Here is a 20,028-nt window from a genome sequence, read left to right as displayed (position 1 = left end):
ATTGTATGCCCGAACCGTGCAGTAGGTTTGGGTGAGCTTGCCACAGGCTCTGTGGCCAGTCGCAGCGAAGCTTTTCCGGGATCCTTCACATGCGACAAGACCAGTCTTCTCCAAGCTGCAACCTGAGATTTAATTCAGTTCCGCGTCACCTGCCCAATCTGTGGAGAGATGACCGTTGCCGGAATGTCGCAGATTGTATCAATCCCGCGACAGTGCGAACCGGCGGCTTGATCAGCCCTGCCTCGCGGCGAATAGACGCCGCGTCAGCCAGCTAATGCCAGCCCTGTTGTATCCCCTGCAGGAGAGCACCCCATATGCTGAGCCGATCCATTCCCTTTGTGGCGCATGCGCGTCTGACGACCGCGCTTTGCGCAAGCTTGCTCGCATTGGCGACAAGCGCCGCGCAGGCCCAATCGACTGATGAAACGATCGACGCCACCGTCCCGACTGGAGGTGCCATCGTCCTCCAGCAAGTGACGCTGACTGCCGCCCCAGGCACCACGACCGAGGGCAGCAACAGTTGGACCACCGAATGGATGCGGTCGGCAACCGGGCTCGTCTTGAGCCAGAAGGAGACGCCACAATCCACCAGCGTCATCACCTCCGAGCAAATGAAGGACCGCAATATCAATACCGTCGCCGAGACGATGGATGCGGCGACCGGTATCACTGTTCAGGCTTTCGAGAGCGACCGGATCAACTACTATTCACGCGGCTTTCAGATCGACGCCTACCAATATGATGGTGTGCCGACCCCCCGCGACGGCGCGTGGACCTTTGGCGACAACAATGCCGACATGGCGCTTTACGATCATGTCGAGATCGTGCGCGGCGCGACCGGCCTTATGCAAGGCGCGGGCGAGCCCGGGGCCTCGATCAACTTCATCCGCAAGCGTCCGACCGAGATCTTCCAGAACAATGCCGCGATCTCGCTGGCCTATCCCAAGGGCGGGCGACTGGAATCAGACGTCTCGGGACCGCTGAACGCTTCGGGATCGGTCCGCGGCAGGTTGGTCAGCGTGCTGGACAGCCGCGAAGGCTCGCTCGACGGATACAAGAAGGACAAATATGTCCTCTTCGGTGCAATAGATGCCGACCTGACCGAAAATACCGTCCTCAGCACCGGCCTCAGCTATCAGAAGACCGATGCGAATAACGTCACCTGGGGCGGGTTGCCTCCCTACTATGCCGATGGTGGCCTGATAGACTGGGATCGAGGTGCAAATCTCGGCGCTGACTGGACCTACAACGACACCGAGCGGACAGAGGCCTTTGCCTCGCTTGAACATGTGTTCGACAATGGCTGGACCGGCCGTCTGGTCGCCACTCATATCCGAAACGAGGCGGATATGGAGCTCGCCTGGATCAGCGGCGCCCCCGACCGCGAGACCGGACTGGGCATGTCGCCTTGGGCAGCGAAGTACAAGGGGCACTCCACGCTCGATTCCGTCAACGCGGTGTTGAACGGTGATATTCAGGCCATGGGACGGACGCATCAGTTCGTGGTCGGCGCCATGGCATCCGACTTCAACAGCACCTATGACGGCTTCGACGTGGACACCTCGACGCTGGCGCCGGTCGGCAACGTCTTCGAATGGGACGGCAGCTATCCGCGTCCGAGCTTCTCGGACGAATACGGCACGCGCTGGAAGACCAATCAGCGTCAATACGGCCTCTATGGCACGGTCAAGCTCGAGGCGACCGAGGAGTTTTCTGTCATCGCCGGTGCCCGCGCGAACTGGTGGAAAGGCAAGGAGGAGACGACGGGCTCGCCGACCTTCGAATATAGCTATGATGGCGAGATCACGCCCTATCTGGGGTTCACCTATGATCTGAACCAGACCTATACGGCGTATGGCAGCATCACCAGCATCTACAAGCCGCAGGTCGTGCAGGATGCGGATGGCAACTACCTTGAGCCGACCTATGGCTGGAACTACGAACTGGGGATGAAAGCCGACCTGATGGACGGCGGCATGTATGCCTCAGTCGCGATCTTCCAGACCAACCAGAAGGATGTGGCGAACTACCTCTACTTCGACCCGATCGAGAACCGCAGCATCTATGAAAGCATCGACGGCACCAAGACCCGCGGCTTCGAGGCCGAACTGGCCGGCGCCATCAACGACCGCTGGAACGTCTCGGCCGGCTATACCTTCCGCATCTCGAAGGACAAGGACGGCAACGAGTTGTTCGTCGACCAGCCGCGCCACACCTTGAAGCTGGCGACCGATTACCGCCTAGCTGGGATTCTGGACGACAAGCTGACGGTGGGAGGTGCGATGCGCTGGCAGAGTGCCACGGACAGCATGGTCTTCACCTCGGATGTCGAGCTGCCGCCGGTTCATCAGGGATCCTATGCGGTGTTCGACTTCAACGCCTCCTATGAGATCAGCGACAAGGCGGAGCTTGCGCTCTCGGTCAACAACGTCCTGAACAAGAAATACTACGCGACGACCGGCTTTTACGACACGGTGGTCTATGGCGATGACCGCAGCGCCGAGCTGACCTTGCGCGCCAAGTTCTGACCGCTTGAGCCTGATGAGACGGAAGGCCGCGCCAGGAATGGCGCGGTTTTCTCGGTACAAAGATCGGTGGATCGCGTTCATCTTGCATCTTGGAGGCTGCCGTCTCTCATAGGGACGTGCTTAAAACCTGCTGATCTTATATGACTCGCTGGCGGGAAAACACGCAGGGGATATAGCTGTCGTTCCCTGCGCGCCGCGGGCCTACGCCCTGTGCAAATCTGGGAGCCCGATACCCGCCGCCCGGGCTTTGCTGCGGAGTCCCGAAGGCAGGCCGCGCTGATTGCCGCCTAGGATCGGAGCGACGCCGATTTGCCCGACTTCATGGATGCGGCCCTGACCAGGCTCCAGCGGTTCGGCAACCACCCGACCCTTCGCCTTATCCGGCCATCGGCGATGCCCCGTCGCATACATTTCGACGCCAAGAGAAGTAAGAAACGAATTCTTGGCACACATTGCGAAACGCACTGCCCATCAGCCGATGAAAAGCACTTCGCAGCACCGCCTCAGCCAGATCAATGTGGGGATCAGCCGCCGTTTACCACGCGCAGCATTTGCACCCGGCCCATAACCGACGGTCAGTACCGACGAATGCTGCGAGGTGGCCCTCTCCAAAGCCGCCGTTCGTACGTTCCAGCTGCGAGAGACGGGGCACACGTCATCCCGGCTGGGATAATCGGCATTTGGGTCAGGAGGCCCCCGCAAGTGATGTTGATAAGAGCTACCAAACGGTCCGCGCCGAGAAGCAGTTTCAGAGGACAGCGGCACAAAAAAGCACTGGCCGAACCGAAATGATCATACCGCTCTCAGAGATACCCGGCAAAGATTTCCCTACCTAGCCAACGGATCACGTCCTATTGAACGTCAACTCAAGCTTCTCGCGCAAATATCTACCAACAAGAGGGGAATTTATATGCACACCAATCTCTTCAAAATCGCCAGCAGGATTAGCTGAAAGAAGATTGTGGCTGGTGATCAGGATATTATTATCGTCCCAACTAAGAAATTTTCCGTGCATACGAGGGTCATGAATCTGGCGGACCCTCAAACCGTTAGAGCTAGAGGCCAGCCTCAATTCCGTTGCCGCATCCTGCGTCATTCCATCAGACAGTTTGCCGTAGTAGAGAACTGCATTTACTCCACGATCAAGAACTGCTGCCCTTGTCGGAGCGATCGAAAGATTCGGCGCGCTCCGTCCGAGCCGATGGCTGCCGATAATAATCGATGAGGTTGCCTCATCCCTAGCGGCACGGATATAATCGGCGTGCTCACGGGCCAGAACAATTTTCCCCTTGGCGCGCCGTATGCCACTCGCACGCCCGAATCTTTCAATATTTACCGCTTGACCCGCCAAAGCGGCAGAAATTCCGCCGTTCCAACCAGTGACTGCCATCGCCATCTGGGCGAGCACGCCCAATGCGCCCGCCGCAAACTTTTGATCTCTGATCAACACGGAGGCTTCAAATGATGAAAAATTGGTAGAAAGCCAATTACAGGAACCAATCACGGTTGTCCACTCGTCTTTACCGTCGTCTGCAACTAACATCTTTGAGTGCGATCCAGTTGAAAACGGATGAGCCTTGATAAATTGATCAATACGCTCCGCCTTCATTTTCAGATTGATTTCCTTGCAAGCATCACGCGTTAAGTTCTCACCGCTCGACGAATCCGCCTTACCCCATAGTATGTCGACCCTGACGCCACGCTTGGCTGCGGACATCAGGAGCGATATGAGTTCGTCACTAGCTCCACCTCCAACAAACGTCGAGTGAACGATGATCCGGGCGGATGCACGCTTGACGACATCAATGAATATTTGCTTGTGGGCGGTGCCTCCAAGGACAAGATTTTGATCAGCATTGAAGCTGAGAGGAACAGCTTCAAACTCCGGAAGTACGGCCCTTACTTCGGGGACACTTACCGTCTTTGGAGAGGTTCTCGCGCTCGACGCAACTTTAGCAATTTCCTTTAACAAGGCAGCCGGGGCACCAGGTAGACCGCGAACTTGGTCACCCGTCACCTGTGCAAGAGCATACGCGCTGCCTGGTCTCGCGGCTCCTGAGGCCAACCCGTGATATTCTTCGTCATCAAGTAGTAGTGAGTTGATGATCCGGACTTGATTAGGAGGAGGCAACTTCGGATTTGATGCTACAATCGCATCGCAGTGAAAGTCCTTAAATTTAGACGCCCATTCGTAGTCTAGGCCTCTATAGCGCAACACTGAGCCCGTCACTTGTTCGACAACAAATCTGACAGACTTCTTGAACATTCGAGTGACTGCAGGGAGATCATCCCTCCCTACATTTACTTTGCCGCCATCCGTCGCAAAGAACTTTCCTTGCTTCCCTTCTGTTCTGAGTTCGACCCAGCCGACCCTCATTAGGTTAATAAGAGCTTCAACCACCATGCGCAAAGGTAAGCTTGCTTCATCTGAAAGGGATTGTGCCGTTTGAGGGTTCCTGCATACAGCCTCTAGCAGTGCGTGCTCGACCACACTCCACCGTCGACCTTTCGCAATATGCACCTTGACTGATCCGATCTGAATTGGCACCGCGATAATCTTCACTTCGCTTCTCCCTGGAAATTCAGATGAGGCACAACGGTTATGCCGGGCTTCATTGAGCCATTGTCGGGGGCAATGAACCGAAGGAGCCGATCGAGAAATGAAAGGGGATCGCTTGTCTGCAAGGCGTCATGTGGTGGAATGCACGCGCGGAGAAAGTCTAGGCTTCCGATGACAATGAGTCTCCATTTGGCGCGACTCAGCAAAACGTTCATTCTTTGCGATTCACTCAGGAATCCGAGAGCTGACGTTCCAGTGCGATGGTTATTTCGAACCAGTGACACAACCACGATGTCAGCCTCGTTGCCTTGAAATGAGTCAACCGTCCCAAAAAAGCCATCGTCAATCTTTGCCGAGAAATCCCTAAGATTATTGAGGCCTGAAGACGCTTCCCCGATTGTTCTGCGTAAGAGTTGTACCTGCCGACGATACGGGCTGAGTACAGCAAGAGATGGCTGCTCCCCATCGCGAGCACGAAGGAGGCGCAGAACTTCTCGGCAAACCGCTGCTTCTTGAAGATTGGTCCAACTTGGCTTTGCTTCGGGTAGCCTCATTCCCACTGTTGTTTGAACATACGGCATGTCTACAAAGACTATTGGTTCGTCCGGTAGCCTCGAAGAGTCTATCGAATATACCGGGGACGGCTGAGAGCGATAGCTCTCTGATACGCTAGGGAATGTCGTTACCTTCCCCTCATAGAAAGTTTCCGAGATCATCTCCCCTATCACGGGGTGCATTCGATGCTGTATTAGCAACTGCCTACCAATCGCCCGCTTGCCTGGCTTACGGTTTGCATCAATTACGTTTGGGACAATCAGGGTTTCAAAGACCGTCAACATCCGATTTGCTTCCGCGCACACGCGTGCATCAATATTTTCCGAAAGCCAATCTAACGCGTCTTCGAGATCAAGCTTCCGGAACACGGGAGCAATTATTTGCGCGCCCGCAGCTAATCCTTCCCGAATTCTAGATGGTAGGGATAGCAGATCCGCAAGTCTTCCTGTATCAAAGGCTGGCAATTGGGCGTGGTCGCCGATCATAAGCCGACGGTAAGATAGCATTAACGGAGCGATAAGTTCGATGCCGGTTGCTTTGGCCGACTCTTCCATCATAGACCAGTCGAACTGAGCACCCTCATCTAGTAGGCGCGCCAGATCTCCGGAGTTTGTAGATGAAAACACCAAATTAGCAGATCTAAGAAGTAGGCTCTCAAAAGAGCGATCCATCTTTGGTCCTGCGCCTGCATCGGTGTCCGCTTCCTCGAGGGACAGCTCAGAGCTGGTCTCATAGACCTTCCTGAGGTTTCGGATTTTCTTCCTTATAGCAGGCGAAGCTGATTTTGCGAGAATGCTATTACTCAATGCGGTCGAAATACGTTTAGCTTGGTTCTCCCGATCCCAGTCGGTCTTTGCCTCGGCTCCCAATGCCCTACAGCGAAGCGGGAATATCTCCGACGCTTCCGATTGAGGAATTGCGTCGATGGCTTTTTTTACTTCCGCGAGAAGATGGTCCACTGTAGAGTGATTTTGTGCTGACAGTAGGATACGGTCCATTGGCGAACCGGCCAGTCTTCCTGCTACGATAGCCCGAATTAGCCTTGTTTTCCCAACTCCCGGCGGTCCTTGAACGAGATAGAGCGGCAATTGCTCCCAAGCCTCACGTAGGGCCGAAATTTTGGACTGATCTAGTCCGGCCTCTAATTGGGAAATTTGCTCTGGGTCATCACGAGACAGACGAATATCTCCCGCTGGGTCTTCTAGCATATCCAATAATTCCGAGTGATCGCGCAGCATTTTAAGGGCGCTTAGGCGCCGCTCTACTAGCGCGTCGTATCCCGCGCCATCAACTTGGAAGTAAAGTTCGCTCTCGATGTCGAGTGCACCTCTTCCTGCTGAGCTTTCAAAAACGTAGTTGGTCCGGCCATCTGTCTTCTGCATTTCGACGAAGCGCCACGTTGAGGCCCGGGATCTTACGCGTCCAAGTCCTAGCTCGGAGGACAGCTGCCATTCGCCGTCCAGACGGAGTGTCTCGTTCTGTACTCCTGCGAGAAGCCTCGCGGTGGGCGGCTGGAGGCCGAGCGCCTCTGATAACTGGGAAAGTCTAGGATCGTCACGACCTTCGACAGTCAGTCGCAACCCGGTTGCGTCGCCTTCGAGGGAGACTTTTCTGACGGGCCAAATTTGGGATGCTTTCCAAAGGATGTCCGCCACCTGAAGGAGCATCAGCCCGGAGAAGCTAGGCCTCTCCATGGCTACTATTGATGCGCTTGGTTGTGACGCTTCAAAGATATCGGTCCAGCGAGTTGCTCGGCCCTGTACCTTAGGAGCACGCCTTCGTGCTTCACCAAAATCAATGATCTCAATGCCCCAACCATCGAGAGAGACGTCTTGATCGATTTCTGCAAGTGCCGGCCGATCAGAAAGAAGCCTTATGCCAGCGGCCATGGACCATGTTGGATCGCCACCACGGTGGGGGGAGAACGGTCTCAATTCCAACGTGAGCTTCGGACTTGAGATGCGATAAGTAGGCTCTTCTCCACTTCTTGCCCTAATCTTGACAAGTCGAGGACTTTCCGAGAGTGCGTCCGCAATGAATTGCCGCTGCGCATCATAATCTACGAGTGTAATGGTTTGGTCACTTGTGTCTCGGATTGCTCTCGATAACGCCTGCTGGGAGTCAAGTGGAAGTGCTAGGATGAGGTCAGTCTCAACGCCGAGTTTTTGTTGTTCTAGGAGGACCAGAATTTTCTCGAGTAGATCTACAGCCACTTCGCTGTCAAGACGGACAAGCGGGTCGGCCGCAATTAGCGTCCGCAAAAGATCGCGTTCTGGCGCAGTGAGGAAGTCAGTGTTGGCATTGGGATCAGCGCGGTACTTCTGGTCTGCTTTTGAGATTGATGGGATCCTTAATATCCATGCTATTAGGTTTCCTAATGCGCGCCAATCTTCGTAGAACGAGTGGATCGGACTTTTCATGCCGGATCGGGCGGTCAGTTTGCTAGATAGGCGCATTGACCACTCAAATCCTGTGAGTATGAAGTCGGCGTTTGGAGCGCCAGATGTCATTACGGACCATTCATCGATATTACGATGAATTAGTCCTTGGGCATGTAGGATGCCGATGGCGATCGCCAAGCGGGTGACCTCGCGCCAAAGCCGTATACGGTTTTGGAGGGTTCGGGGTGCTGAGCACCAAGTTCGAGTTCCAGAATGCTTGATATGATGAGCAAGTGGAACCCGATCCCCACAGTCTAGGATCAGAGTAAATGCCTTGCTGTCCTCAAAAGCACTCCTAAGAGTGGCGAGGTAGAGAGAGGCTTTCGGCAATCCCTTTAGGCGGTTTAGTTGGCGTACTTCGTCGCGCCAAATCTCACGGAGGATTTGGTCATCGACTGCGGTTTGTCGTTGCCACTGTTTCACGACGACCGGGTAGGCTGTGGATTTGTGGCTTCCGCCGCCCACGAACGGCTCTCCGGTTTTAACGTTTCCACGCTGCCACCAGCTGTCATCGAGCTGATAATCGTCAAGCGGCGCAGTTGGGCCGCCCTTGCCTTTGATTTTTGTCATTTCAGCGTTGTCCCAAATCGGATCGAGCAGAGGCGTGGTGGTAAAGATAGGCCCATCGGCGCTGCAGTCGCAACGTTTCGATTGGTTGGCGGTTAACTTGACTGGAGCCAGCCTCAGACCTCAGCGCCTTCGGTTTGTGGTCGGCACGGCAAGTTCCGCGAGAGTGAGCTCTTGCGACAGATGTTAGAGGCGACCGTCGAGCGCTGCTTGCGGGAGGATCGCCGCACCTTTCGCAAATGACTACTTTCTGAGATTGCTGCAGCCGCCACGCCGCACTGCCGTCAGTCCGCTTTCCGCCCTCTAGTACGAATATGCCGCAGCGCCCTCTGACATTCGTACTGCGCCTGCAAGCAGCAGCTTTGTCCGCAAACCGGGTGCTATTCACCTCGAAATGTTGCGCCACCTGCCGAATTTCCGCTTTAGAGAATGCAGCCGCGCAGCATCGGCGAGGCCGCCATTGCCGGCTTTGGTCTGCGCGTTCTGCTGCATGCGAGGTGACTCGCTTTGCTACAGCCGGTTCGAATGTCGCTCATGGGTTCCTCAGGTCGTCGGCGCTCGGTTTCGCAATCATGCCGTCCAGCTTAGTGATCCAAACTGACCAACCCCGCAGCTGTCACCACGCATCTACCTCCACGGCATAGAAGGCTTCCATCGACGGGGGCGTTTGCCGAGCCACGTGCCAAGAATCTTGCGGGTGCGTTATCAGGGTAAGGAGCGTCGTTAGTTCCGCTATCTTCCGGCTTGTTCCCGAACGAAAAGGGGGAAAAATTGGGGGAAGACCCTTCCGCCTATCGCCGTAATACGTTGTAATTTTGGTAAATTTATTAATAACTTGGTGGAGCCGAGGGGAATCGAACCCCTGGCCTCATCATTGCGAACGATGCGCTCTACCAACTGAGCTACGGCCCCACTGGCGGGGTAATTGGACCGGCCCGAGAGGAATGTCAAGACGCTCTGGAACGGGTCGCGGTTTCTGCAAAGCGAACCAGATCGGCGGCGGGGCGGGCACCGGCCTCGCGCGCGATCTCGCGACCGGCGCGGAACAGGATGAAGGCCGGAATCCCCCGGATATTCCATCGCTGGCTTGCCTTGGGATGGGCCTCGGTGTCGATCTTGACCAGCCGCACCCGGCCCTTCAGCTGCTGCGCCGCCTTTTCGAATTCCGGAGCCATCGCACGGCAGGGACCGCACCAGGGCGCCCAGAAGTCGACCAGCAATGGCAGATCGTCATTGCGCGCGGCCTTTTGCAGCGTGTCGAAATCAACGGGACGCGGCTTCACGGGTATCAGCCCCTCGCCACAAATGCCGCATTTAGGACCGGCGGGCAGGCGTTCCTCGGGCAGGCGGTTCACCTGTCCGCAGGACAGGCAGGTCAGTTTCAGGGCGGGCATCGCGGGTCTCCGGGTCTTTGCACCCAAGATGATCCCGCGATGACCAATTTCAATGGGCCTTACTCGGCCGCCTCGGCATAGCTTTCCAGCGGCGGGCAGGTGCAGATCAGGTTGCGGTCGCCATAGGCGTTGTCGACGCGACCGACCGGCGGCCAATATTTGTCGACGCGGAAGGCGCCCGGCGGGAAGCAACCCTGCTCGCGCGAATATTCGCGGTCCCAGTCGGCAACCAGATCCTCGACCGTATGCGGAGCATGGCGCAGGGGCGAGGCCTCGGCGCTGATGCGACCTTCGGCCACATCGGTGATCTCGGCCCGGATCGCCTGGAAGGCGGTGATCAGGCGGTCGATCTCGGCCTTGGTCTCGGATTCGGTCGGTTCGACCATCAGCGTTCCGGCGACCGGCCAGCTCATCGTCGGCGCGTGGAAACCATTGTCGATCAGACGCTTGGCAATATCGTCCACGGTCACGCCATGCGCCTGGAACGGCCGCATGTCCAGAATGCATTCATGCGCGACGCGACCGCGATTGCCCATGAACAGCACCGGAAAGGATCCTGCCAGTCGGCTTGCGATGTAGTTCGCGTTCAGGATCGCCACACGGGTTGCCTGCGTCAGCCCCTCGCCCCCCATCATCAGGCAATAGGCCCAGCTGATCAGCAGGATCGAGGCCGACCCCCATGGCGCTGCCGAAACCGCGCCCAGATCGCCGCTGCGCGGGTCCGAGGGCAGGAAGGGTGCCAGATGCGACTTGACCCCGATCGGACCCATGCCGGGGCCTCCGCCGCCATGCGGGATGGCAAAGGTCTTGTGCAGGTTCAGGTGGCTGACATCGCCGCCGATCTCGCCAGGTTTCACCAGTCCGACCAAAGCGTTCATGTTCGCTCCGTCGATATAGACCTGCCCGCCATGCTGGTGCGTGATCTCGCAGACCTCGCGCACGGTGTCCTCGAAGACGCCATGGGTGCTGGGATAGGTGATCATCACCGCCGCCAGCCTGTCCCCCGCCTTCGCCGCATGGGCCGCGAAATCCTCTAGGTCGATATCGCCGTTCGGGGCCGATTTCACCACCACGACCTTCATGCCGCACATCTGCGCGCTGGCCGGATTGGTGCCATGCGCACTGACCGGGATCAGGCAGATGTCCCGGTCCTCGCCGCGCGACTTGTGATAGGCGGCAATGGTCAGAAGACCGGCATATTCGCCCTGCGCACCACTGTTCGGCTGCAAGGAAAACGCGTCATAGCCGGTGATCTCGCAAAGCTTCGCGGTCAGGTCGGCAAAGACCTCATGATAGCCGGCGGCCTGATCTTCCGGCGCGAAGGGATGCAGCGCGCCGAATTCCGGCCAGGTGATCGGCATTATCTCGGCGGCGGCATTCAGCTTCATCGTGCAGGACCCCAGCGGGATCATCGCGCGGTCCAGCGCCAGATCGCGGTCCGACAGGCGGCGCATATAGCGCATCATCTCGGATTCGGCCCGGTTCATGTGAAAGACCGGATGCGCAAGGTAGTCGCTTTCGCGGATCAGGTCCTCGGGGATGGCCGGAGCGGTCGCGGGCTTGGCCGGATCGGCGATGCCGAACGCGTCCAGCACGCGCGCGATCACGCCCGCATCCGTGGTCTCGTCGACCGAGATCCCGACGCGGTCACGACCGACGCGGCGCAGGTTGATGCCGCGATGGCGCGCCGCTGCAAGGATGCCCTGCTGGCCTACGCCGACGCGCACGGTGATGGTATCGAAAAAGGCTTCGGGCTCGACCTCGGCCCCTGCGGAGCGCAGGGCACGGGCCAGCGTCGCCGCATTCAGGTGGACGCGCTGCGCGATGGCGCGCAGACCCACAGGCCCGTGGAACACCGCATAGAAACTTGCCATAACCGCCAGTAGCGCCTGCGCGGTGCAGACGTTCGAAGTCGCTTTCTCACGACGGATATGCTGCTCGCGGGTCTGCAGTGATAGGCGATAGGCCTTGTTGCCTTTTGCGTCGATCGACACACCGACGATGCGGCCCGGCATGGCGCGCTTCATTTCGTCACGGCAGGCCATGAAACCGGCATGCGGACCGCCATAACCCATCGGCACCCCGAAGCGCTGCGCCGAGCCGACGGCGATGTCGGCACCCATCGCGCCCGGCTCTTTCAGGACGCACAGCGCCAGCAGGTCGGTTGCGACGATGGCCACCGCACCCGCCGCGTGCAGGGCGGCGCATTCCCGCGAATAGTCGCGGACTTCGCCGAAGGTGCCGGGATACTGGAAAATCGCCCCGAACACGGTCGAGGGATCGCACTCGGAACCACGGATGATTTCTATCCCCAGCGGCTCGGCGCGGGTTTCGATGACCGAGATGGTCTGCGGATGCAGATTGTCGCTGACGAAAAACGCCTTCGCCTTGGACTTCGCGACCCGCTGCGCCATCGCCATCGCCTCGGCCGCCGCAGTTGCCTCATCCAGAAGCGAGGCATTCGCGACCGGCAGGCCGGTCAGGTCCGCAACCATGGTCTGGAAGTTCAGCAGCGCCTCAAGCCGACCCTGTGCGATTTCGGGCTGGTAGGGGGTATAGGCCGTGTACCAGGCCGGGTTCTCCAGGATGTTGCGCTGGATCGCGGGGGGCGTGACGGTCCCGTAATAGCCCTGCCCGATCAGGCTGGTCATCACCCGGTTGCGGCTGGCCACGTCGCGCATGCGCTGCAGAAGGGCGGCTTCGGACAAGGCGGGCCAGTCCAGCGCGCGGGATTGGCGGATGCCCGCGGGAACGGTCTGCTCGATCAGCGTGTCAAGGCTGTCGACGCCCACGGCCTTCAGCATGGCCTCCATCTCGGCCGGAGAGGGGCCGATATGGCGGCGGTTGGCGAAGTCGTCGGGATTATAGGTGGTCGGGGTCCAGCGGGCCATATGCGCGTTCCAGTAAGATCGGTCCAACCGCACAAGGCGGCATTCACCGTTTCAGAAATACCCTCGGGGGAGCCCGAGGGGGCAGACAGCCCCCTCGGCCACCGCCGGGCCGGATGGCCCGGCAGCGGTGGCTCAGCCGATCAGCTCGTTATAGGCGGCTTCGTCCATGAAGCCGGAAAGGTCGACAGAAGCCGGCTTGATCCGGAAGAACCAGGTCCCCATCGCATCGGAATTCACCGCGCCCGGCGCATCGGGCAGCGCCTCGTTGACGGCAGTGATGGTGCCCGCGACGGGGGCTGTGATGTCGGATGCCGCCTTGACGGATTCGATCACGACGATCTCCTCACCCGCCTCGACCTCGCGGCCGATCTCGGGCAGCTCGATGAAGACGACGTCGCCCAGCTGTTCGCTGGCATGGGCGGTGATGCCGACGATGATCTCGTCGCCATCCTGTTTCAGCCACTCGTGGTCTTCGGTGTATTTCAGCATTGCCTGGCCTCTCAGCGCTTGTAGCTTGGTTTGTGGAAGGGGATGGGGGTCAGGATCACCGGCAGGCGCTTGCCCCGCAGCTCGGCGAAAACGGAAGCACCATCGGCAAGTCCGACCGGCAGGATCGCCATCGCGACCGGACCACCGACCGAGGGGCCGAACCCGCCCGAGCAGACCTGCCCGATGCGGTGGCCACCTTCCGGCTTGTCGAAGATCTCGACGCCCTCGCGGATCGGGGCGCGGCCTTCGGGACGCAAGCCGCGGCGCGTCATCTCGGGACCGCGCGCCAGTTCGTCCAGCACCGTGTCCGCACCGGGGAAGCCGCCTTCGCGCGCACCGCCGGACCGGCGGACCTTGGGCACGGACCAGCCAAGCCCGGCGACGGCGGGTGTGGTCGCCGCGTCCATGTCGTGACCGTAAAGCGGCATCCCGGCTTCAAGCCGCAGGCTGTCGCGCGCGCCAAGGCCAATCGGCGCGACCTCGGGCTGGTCCAGAAGGGCGCGGGCAAAGGCCTCGGCCACGTCATCGGGGATCGAAATCTCGAACCCATCCTCGCCGGTATAGCCCGAGCGGCTGACCCACAGGGTCGCGCCCTGCCAGTCGAACTCCGCGACATCCATGAATTTCATCGCGGCAGCGCCCGGAACCAGCCGGGAAAGTACGGCCTCGGCCTCGGGGCCCTGCAGCGCCAGCAGCGCGCGGGCCGCAATCGGTTCGACCGAAATGCCCTTGCCTTCCAGCAGGCGCAGATGGGCGATGTCCTGTTCGGCGCAGGCGGCGTTCACGACCAGGAACAGGTGGTCGCCCTTGTTCGCGATCATCAGGTCGTCAAGGATGCCACCCGCCGCATTGGTAAACAGGCCATAGCGCTGGCGCCCCTGCCCCAGCCCGGCGATATCGGCCGGAACCAGCGTTTCCAGCGCCGCAGCAACATCCGGCCCGCGCAGGATCACCTGCCCCATGTGGCTGACGTCGAAAAGCCCGGCTTTCGCGCGGGTATGCAGGTGTTCGCCCATGACCCCCATCGGGTATTGGACGGGCATGTCCCAGCCGGCAAAGGGAACCATCCTGGCGCCCAGCGCCAGATGCAGGTCGTGAAGTGTCGTTCGCCGAAGTTCGGCCATGGGCATCCCTCATCTGCGGACAGGCCTATCCCGTCCGTTCGATGCCCCCTCTGTCCCTACCCCGACCGGGGCGCCTGAGATCGTTATCCCTTCGGCGGGCGAGAAAAAAATCGCCACTCTCCAGAGTCTTCGATGGAAAACGGTTCGTTGCGCCTGAGAGTTTACCGGGGCGGTTGCTCCTTCGGCCCTGGCCTCTGCCAGTGTCTCCCGATTTCCGACTTTCGTCGTAGCGAGGCGGCGGGATTCTGGCAAGAGCCAACCCGCCGCCCCGGTGTTCGCGCGCCCCGGTCAGATCGAGATGTTGGACACCCCGCCATCCAGCAGGATGTTCTGGCCCACCATGAATCGTGCGTGCTGGCTGCACATGAAGGCACAGGTCGCCCCGAAATCCTCGGCCGTCCCATAACTGTGCGTCGGGATGGTCTGCTCGCGGCGGTGGCGGGCTTCCTCGACGCTGATGCCCTCGGCCTTGGCGATGCCCGAATCAAGACTGGAGGCTCGGTCCGTCGCATGGATGCCTGGCAGCAGGTTGTTGACCACCACCCCCTGCGGGGCCACCTGGCGCGACATGCCCGCGACAAAGCCGGTCAGACCCGCGCGCGCGGTGTTCGAAAGGCCAAGGATCCCGATCGGCGTGCGCACCGATTGCGAGGTGATGTTGACGACGCGGCCCCAGCCCCGTTCCATCATGCCCGGAACCAGCGCCTGCATCAGCGCGATGGCGGTCAGCATGTTCGCGTCGATCGCCTTGATGAAATCGTCGCGATTCCAGTCCGTCCATTTGCCGGGCGGCGGGCCGCCCGCGTTGTTCACCAGAATGTCGGCCTGCCCGCCCAGCGCCTCAAGGACGGCGGCGCGTCCGGCCTCGGTCGTGATGTCGGCAGCCACGGCCGTGACCTTGACGCCGTGTTTCGCGGCAATCTCCGCCGCTGTGCGCTCCAGCGCCTCGGCGCCGCGCGCGTTGATGACCAGGTCCACCCCGGCCTCGGCCAATGCCTCGGCGCAGCCGCGGCCCAGCCCCTTGGATGCGGCGCAGACCAACCCGCGCTTGCCCTTGATGCCCAGATCCATGCGATTTCCTCCTGTTCAGCTGCCGCCAAGGAAACGCGCAAGGGTCGGATTGTCCAGTTCAGAAGCACATGATCTCGGCCTCGGCCTCGGCGCGGCGGTAAGAGGCGACCATGTCGTTGACCTGCTGCCCCTGTCGGAACAGCGCGGTCCGCTCGCCCGAGGTCTGGCGCATCCGCATCACGGTTTCGGCCCGGACATAATCGTCATAGGGCAGGATCGACGCAATCTGGTCGATGGCGCAAGAACACTTGTCCAGCATGTCGCGGGTCTGGCCGTTGGTCGCCATGCAGACAAAGACGTAATCCGCCCGCGCGTTGGTGGGATAGTCGTTGACGGACTGCGCCCCCGCCGATCCGGCCCATACGGCCAGCAACGCCGTCGGAATCGCGGCGCGCCTCATTGCAGCACCATTTCGCTGATGTAAGCGGGGCGCCCGCCCGCCAGCGGCCCGGTCTTGGCCGCCATGCGCAGGATCGGCTGCTTGGGATCGGCAACGGTGAAGCTCAGTTCCAGCGTATCGAAACCGAACATCCGTTCCTTGTTCTTGTCGCCAGCAAAAGGCGTGAAGACGGCGACCGTCTTGCCGTCCTCCTTGCGGATTTCGCCGCCGCGGAACAGCGCGTCCTTCAGCCGGTTGCGGATATAGAAGGGACTGCCCCCGGTCAGCGCGGCCATGTCGCGCGTCGTGGTTTCCAGGAAGAAGGTCAGCAGCGGATCGCCCCCTTCCACCGGGAACGGGCCGATCTTGCGTTTGATGCGCGAGGTTTCCTCGGCCAATTGCAGCATCGGCTTGCCGTCCGAGGGATCGGTCCCCTTGTCCAGCGTCAGCTTACCCTGCCCCAGCGGCGTAAAGCCTTCGACCTCGGGGCCGGTCTGATCCAGCTTCCAGACCAGCGGGCCGCTGGACAGATCCCAAGGCCCCCGCTCGGCAAACAGCAGGTCGCCCGCCTCTCCGCCAATGGCGGGTGGCGCGGCCAGCAGACCGGCCAGGGCAATCAATCGCAAGAATTTCATCGTGGCCTTCCTCTTCCCTCCGGTCGAGCCTGCCCCCGCGCGATGCACCGCGGAAGTCCGGCGGCCCGGCAATGCTTCTTTGGTCTTAGGCAAACATGTGCTGAAGCACCGCCTGCAGATCCTCGGGGCGAACCGGTTTCTCGACGACCGGGACGCCCAGCTCAAGACTGGCGCGCCCGATTTCAGGGTCACGTCGGGCCGAAACGATAATCGCCGGGACGGGCTGACCGGCGGCAAGCCGCAATTCGCGGATTGCCTGCAGGCCGGTGTCGCCATTGTCCAGATTGTAATCCGCGATCACCACGTCGGGCGGTTCATCCCCCATCTGGGCCAACGCCTCCGGGATGCCGCAGGTGACGCGGGCGACCATGCCCAGCCGGTCCTGCAGGATCAGTTGATAGGCCCGGCGCATGGCATCGTCATTCTCGACCACCAAGGCGACGCGACCGCGCAGGGACGGTCCGTCCAGAACGGGGGCCACGCCCTTGCCCTGGGTTTCGGCCCCGACCAGCGGCAGGCTGACACGAAACACCGTGCCGCGTCCCGGTTCGCTGTCCATGGCTATTGGATGGCCCAGCTTGGCGCAGGCCCGGCGCACGATCGACAGGCCCAGGCCCATGCCCGGCGCGCCGCCCTCGCGACCGATGCGGTGAAACTCGTCGAAGATCCGCGCCCGATCCGGCGCGGCAATGCCTATGCCGGTGTCCAGGATCTCAAGCCAGACGCGGCCACCGCGCCGCCGGACGCCGGCCAGGACGCCACCGCTGTCGGTATACTTGATCGCGTTCGAGACCAGGTTCTGCGCGATGCGCCGCAAGAAGGTCGGGTCGCTTTCGACAATGGCCGAAGTCGGGGCAAAGCTCAGCCGAAGGCCCTTGGCCTCGGCCATCGGCGCATATTCGATGGCAAGGCGGCGGAACATCTCGCCCAGGTCGACCGGCTTGCGCTGGAACTCGATCCGCTGGCTGTCCAGCCGCGAGATGTCCAGGACCGCATGCATCAGTTCCTCGACCGATTCGAAGGCCCCGGACAGGCGCTGCGCCAGCTCGGTCTGCAACTCGTCCATGCTGGTATCGTTCAGCGCCGCCAGGAACAGCTTTGCGGCGGACAGGGGCTGCAGCAGGTCATGGCTGGCCGCGCGCAGGAAACGCGTCTTCGAGCGGTTCGCCTCTTCGGCAAGGGCGCGGGCCACGGCCAGTTCACGGTTGCGTTCGGACAGGTCAGCCAGCGCCTGTTCCAGTTCTCGTGTGCGGACCTGCACCTCTTGCTCCAGCGCGACGGCGGCTTGGAACATCGACCAGGCCGAGCCGCGGCTTTCCTCAAGCCGGTCGATCCGTTCGACCAGCACGTCCGAGATCCGGGTCAGCTTCTCGACCCGGCGAATCTCGCTGTCCTCTTCGCGCAGGAACATCGTCATCCCACCTCGGGGGGCATCAGCGCCATGCCGACGAAGGTCTGGTTCACATGCATCCCGCTGTGCTGCTCGCCATAGGTATTGAAGCCCACGACGCGATAGCGCGCCAGAAGTTCGGACATCCGCTCTGTCATGCCCGCCCGTTCAAGCGCGATGCGCCGCAGGATGCAGTCAAAGCCCAGCACCATCAGCGGCGGGCGCGGCAGGGCGTCCATCGCGTCGGCAAATCCCTGGGTCATGTCGACCGCGTGGCCAAGCGTCAGGATGTTGCCCGCCTCGATCCCCGAAAGCAGCTGCAATCCGCCATCAGGGGTCATTGCGCGAATTGCGCGGACATGGTGCCGTCGTCCGGTGCGCAAAAGCAGCGGGTGGCGGGCGAATTCCGTGGTCGTCAGCGCATTGAGCGCGATCCCCGTCAGGCGCGCATATTCCTGCGCGGCGGGTTCGGCGTTCAACTCCCAGATGATGCGGTTATGGGGATCGGCCGCCGTCACGACCGCACGGCGATCGGTCGGGCGGAAATGGGCAAAGGAAACCTCGGCCACCGCCAGATCGGTCTCGATCAACATGAAGACAGCCGCGCCGGGATGGGCCTCACCATCGACCATCTGGCAGGTGGGCAGGAATCGCATCCCTTCGGCCGCCGAGCCGCCGATGACCGGCAGGCCCGGAATCGCCGCGTCCAGCGTGGCAACCAGCACATCCTCTTGCCGGGCCAACGCGTCAGGCAGCAGGATCCCGAAGCTTGATCGCCGGGGATCGGGACGGAAACCGGCATGAAAGCGACGCAACTTCGCCATCCAGTCCGAGACGGGAACCTGCGCCTGATCGCGCAGGATGCAGATGCCCGCGCGAAAGCTTTCAGCGGGAAAAGCCAGCGCGACGACGCTTTCCTTGCAGTAGCCTTGCGGCCCGATCTCCCCGGCCGAGGAACAACCGACGATTCGGCAGGCAGGTCCAAGCGCAGCGCCAAGCTCTCGACCCAGTTGCGGCAAGCCGGAGACCGGCGTGCCGAACAGCAGGACCAAGCACGGACCGATGGGCTGGAAGGCCGCGATCAGGCGCGCGGCCATATCCTCGGCCCCCGCCGGAACCGCAAGGGCCAGCGGGGCGCGGGGAAAACCGACCGTGGGCTTTGGCCGGACGGGGGCGACATCGCCCGGCCATGGCTCGGGCAAGGCGGAGCTCATGCCGGTTCGAACAGCCTCACGCTATTGGCCAGAAGCACGGCCTGAGTGCGGCGGCGCGCGTTGATCTTGGACATGATCGCCGTGATATGCGTCTTGACCGTGGCTTCGGCGATGGACAGCTCATAGCTGATTTCCTTGTTCGCCTTGCCCTGGCAGATCAGGCGCAGGATCTTCATCTGCTGCGGGGTCAGGCTTGAGAATCGCCGCGCCAGTTCGACTCGGGCTGCATCCTCTTCGCCGACATGTTCGGGCTGGTAGCTGTCGGGGGTGACGCGCTCACCCTCCCACATGCGGCGCAGGCTTTCCACCAGCGCCTCGCGCCCCAGAGATTTCGAGATATAGCCCTGCGCACCCGCCGCCATCGCGGCCGAGATCATCGCGTTTTCCAGATCGGCCGAAATCATCGTGATCGGCACATCAGGAATCTGGCGACGCAGCGTGACCAGCCCCTCGGCTCCGCGCGCGTCGGGCAGGTTCAGGTCCAGGATCACCGCATCCGGCGCGCCCTGGTTCCGAATCTGTTCCAGCGCGGCGGCAAGACTGCGCGCCGTGCGCACATTCTTCAGCCCGAAGCTGATCTTCAGTGTCAGCGCAAGCGCGTCACACATCAGCGGGTGGTCGTCCACGATCAGGATCTCGCGAACGCGATCCGCCGAAAGCCTGGCCGCGATTGCGCGGTCCGAATTATGCAGAATGGCTGTAGCCATCGTTCTCCTCCCAAAGAAACGAATGGTTGCCGGGTGCAGGTCTCCGGCGGCAGGTGCCTCATCTTAGGCGGCTCGGCCCGTGG

15 protein-coding genes, 1 tRNA gene and 1 riboswitch are annotated in these 20,028 nt (G+C 60.9%); of the genes, 3 read left to right on the top strand and 13 right to left on the bottom strand.

Annotated features, from left to right (window positions below; all coding sequences use genetic code 11):
- Positions 1-314 precede the first annotated feature (314 nt).
- The gene (locus ACO2Q4_RS01030) at positions 315-2,528 is read left to right on the top strand and encodes a TonB-dependent siderophore receptor (RefSeq protein ID WP_423316690.1); all 2,214 of its coding nucleotides are present in this window, start codon (positions 315-317) and stop codon (positions 2,526-2,528) included.
- Positions 2,529-2,714: 186 nt separating this feature from the next.
- On the top strand, positions 2,715-2,819 hold the full coding sequence (locus ACO2Q4_RS01025) for an antitoxin MazE-like protein (protein ID WP_423317302.1): 105 nt from the start codon (positions 2,715-2,717) through the stop codon (positions 2,817-2,819).
- Between the two features lie 553 nt (positions 2,820-3,372).
- On the opposite strand, the gene ACO2Q4_RS01020 is transcribed toward ACO2Q4_RS01025, so the two are convergent.
- Positions 3,373-5,091, bottom strand: a complete 1,719-nt coding sequence (locus tag ACO2Q4_RS01020) for a phospholipase D-like domain-containing protein (RefSeq protein ID WP_423316688.1) — start codon at positions 5,089-5,091, stop codon at positions 3,373-3,375.
- The gene (locus tag ACO2Q4_RS01015; protein ID WP_423316686.1) at positions 5,088-8,222 is read right to left on the bottom strand and encodes a DEAD/DEAH box helicase; all 3,135 of its coding nucleotides are present in this window, start codon (positions 8,220-8,222) and stop codon (positions 5,088-5,090) included. The genes ACO2Q4_RS01020 and ACO2Q4_RS01015 overlap by 4 nt, the downstream gene beginning before the upstream one ends.
- Positions 8,223-8,432: 210 nt before the next feature.
- Here ACO2Q4_RS01015 and ACO2Q4_RS01010 point away from each other — a divergent pair, with 210 nt between their 5' ends.
- The gene (locus ACO2Q4_RS01010; RefSeq protein ID WP_423316684.1) at positions 8,433-8,750 is read left to right on the top strand and encodes a hypothetical protein; all 318 of its coding nucleotides are present in this window, start codon (positions 8,433-8,435) and stop codon (positions 8,748-8,750) included.
- Between the two features lie 737 nt (positions 8,751-9,487).
- On the opposite strand, the gene ACO2Q4_RS01005 is transcribed toward ACO2Q4_RS01010, so the two are convergent.
- From ACO2Q4_RS01005 to ACO2Q4_RS00955, 11 genes are all read right to left on the bottom strand, one after another.
- Positions 9,488-9,563, bottom strand: a tRNA-Ala gene (locus ACO2Q4_RS01005).
- Between the two features lie 35 nt (positions 9,564-9,598).
- On the bottom strand, positions 9,599-10,045 hold the full coding sequence (trxC, locus tag ACO2Q4_RS01000; protein WP_423316682.1) for a thioredoxin TrxC: 447 nt from the start codon (positions 10,043-10,045) through the stop codon (positions 9,599-9,601).
- A gap of 59 nt (positions 10,046-10,104) precedes the next feature.
- Positions 10,105-12,936, bottom strand: a complete 2,832-nt coding sequence (gene gcvP, locus ACO2Q4_RS00995; protein ID WP_423316680.1) for an aminomethyl-transferring glycine dehydrogenase — start codon at positions 12,934-12,936, stop codon at positions 10,105-10,107.
- A 132-nt stretch (positions 12,937-13,068) separates the two neighbouring features.
- A complete protein-coding gene (gcvH, locus tag ACO2Q4_RS00990; RefSeq protein WP_311760291.1) occupies positions 13,069-13,425 on the bottom strand; it encodes a glycine cleavage system protein GcvH in 357 nt (118 codons plus the stop codon).
- Positions 13,426-13,436: 11 nt separating this feature from the next.
- Positions 13,437-14,549 carry a glycine cleavage system aminomethyltransferase GcvT gene (gene gcvT / locus ACO2Q4_RS00985; protein WP_423316678.1) on the bottom strand — a complete coding sequence of 371 codons (1,113 nt, stop codon included), beginning with the start codon at positions 14,547-14,549 and terminating at the stop codon, positions 13,437-13,439.
- A 130-nt stretch (positions 14,550-14,679) separates the two neighbouring features.
- Positions 14,680-14,769: riboswitch (glycine riboswitch) on the bottom strand.
- Positions 14,770-14,837: 68 nt separating this feature from the next.
- A complete protein-coding gene (locus tag ACO2Q4_RS00980) occupies positions 14,838-15,620 on the bottom strand; it encodes an SDR family oxidoreductase (protein ID WP_423316676.1) in 783 nt (260 codons plus the stop codon).
- 58 nt (positions 15,621-15,678) lie between these two features.
- On the bottom strand, positions 15,679-16,020 hold the full coding sequence (locus tag ACO2Q4_RS00975; RefSeq protein ID WP_311760288.1) for a hypothetical protein: 342 nt from the start codon (positions 16,018-16,020) through the stop codon (positions 15,679-15,681).
- The gene (locus ACO2Q4_RS00970) at positions 16,017-16,634 is read right to left on the bottom strand and encodes a hypothetical protein (protein ID WP_423316674.1); all 618 of its coding nucleotides are present in this window, start codon (positions 16,632-16,634) and stop codon (positions 16,017-16,019) included. Before ACO2Q4_RS00970 ends, ACO2Q4_RS00975 begins: the two co-directional genes overlap by 4 nt.
- An 85-nt stretch (positions 16,635-16,719) precedes the next feature.
- Entirely contained in the window at positions 16,720-18,051 is a 1,332-nt protein-coding gene (locus ACO2Q4_RS00965) for an ATP-binding response regulator (protein WP_311760286.1), read from the bottom strand.
- The gene (locus ACO2Q4_RS00960) at positions 18,048-19,238 is read right to left on the bottom strand and encodes an FIST N-terminal domain-containing protein (protein WP_423316671.1); all 1,191 of its coding nucleotides are present in this window, start codon (positions 19,236-19,238) and stop codon (positions 18,048-18,050) included. The genes ACO2Q4_RS00965 and ACO2Q4_RS00960 overlap by 4 nt, the downstream gene beginning before the upstream one ends.
- Complete coding sequence (locus tag ACO2Q4_RS00955) at positions 19,235-19,945, bottom strand: response regulator transcription factor (RefSeq protein WP_311760284.1); 711 nt, start codon at positions 19,943-19,945, stop codon at positions 19,235-19,237. Before ACO2Q4_RS00955 ends, ACO2Q4_RS00960 begins: the two co-directional genes overlap by 4 nt.
- Positions 19,946-20,028 lie beyond the last annotated feature (83 nt).

Origin of the sequence: Paracoccus sp. KR1-242 (assembly GCF_049446195.1) — a bacterium.
GTDB lineage: Bacteria > Pseudomonadota > Alphaproteobacteria > Rhodobacterales > Rhodobacteraceae > Paracoccus > Paracoccus broussonetiae.
This window is presented reverse-complemented; position numbering and strand designations above follow the sequence as displayed.

What these genes read in the sequence shown, in the direction of transcription:
- ACO2Q4_RS01030 (WP_423316690.1), top strand. Translation starts at nt 315, where the DNA reads ATGCTGAGCCGATCCATTCCCTTTGTGGCGCATGCGCGTCTGACGACC.
- trxC (WP_423316682.1), bottom strand. Translation starts at nt 10,045, where the DNA reads ATGCCCGCCCTGAAACTGACCTGCCTGTCCTGCGGACAGGTGAACCGC.
- gcvP (WP_423316680.1), bottom strand. Translation starts at nt 12,936, where the DNA reads ATGGCCCGCTGGACCCCGACCACCTATAATCCCGACGACTTCGCCAAC.
- gcvH (WP_311760291.1), bottom strand. Translation starts at nt 13,425, where the DNA reads ATGCTGAAATACACCGAAGACCACGAGTGGCTGAAACAGGATGGCGAC.
- gcvT (WP_423316678.1), bottom strand. Translation starts at nt 14,549, where the DNA reads ATGGCCGAACTTCGGCGAACGACACTTCACGACCTGCATCTGGCGCTG.
- ACO2Q4_RS00980 (WP_423316676.1), bottom strand. Translation starts at nt 15,620, where the DNA reads ATGGATCTGGGCATCAAGGGCAAGCGCGGGTTGGTCTGCGCCGCATCC.
- ACO2Q4_RS00975 (WP_311760288.1), bottom strand. Translation starts at nt 16,020, where the DNA reads ATGAGGCGCGCCGCGATTCCGACGGCGTTGCTGGCCGTATGGGCCGGA.
- ACO2Q4_RS00970 (WP_423316674.1), bottom strand. Translation starts at nt 16,634, where the DNA reads ATGAAATTCTTGCGATTGATTGCCCTGGCCGGTCTGCTGGCCGCGCCA.
- ACO2Q4_RS00965 (WP_311760286.1), bottom strand. Translation starts at nt 18,051, where the DNA reads ATGACGATGTTCCTGCGCGAAGAGGACAGCGAGATTCGCCGGGTCGAG.
- ACO2Q4_RS00960 (WP_423316671.1), bottom strand. Translation starts at nt 19,238, where the DNA reads ATGAGCTCCGCCTTGCCCGAGCCATGGCCGGGCGATGTCGCCCCCGTC.
- ACO2Q4_RS00955 (WP_311760284.1), bottom strand. Translation starts at nt 19,945, where the DNA reads ATGGCTACAGCCATTCTGCATAATTCGGACCGCGCAATCGCGGCCAGG.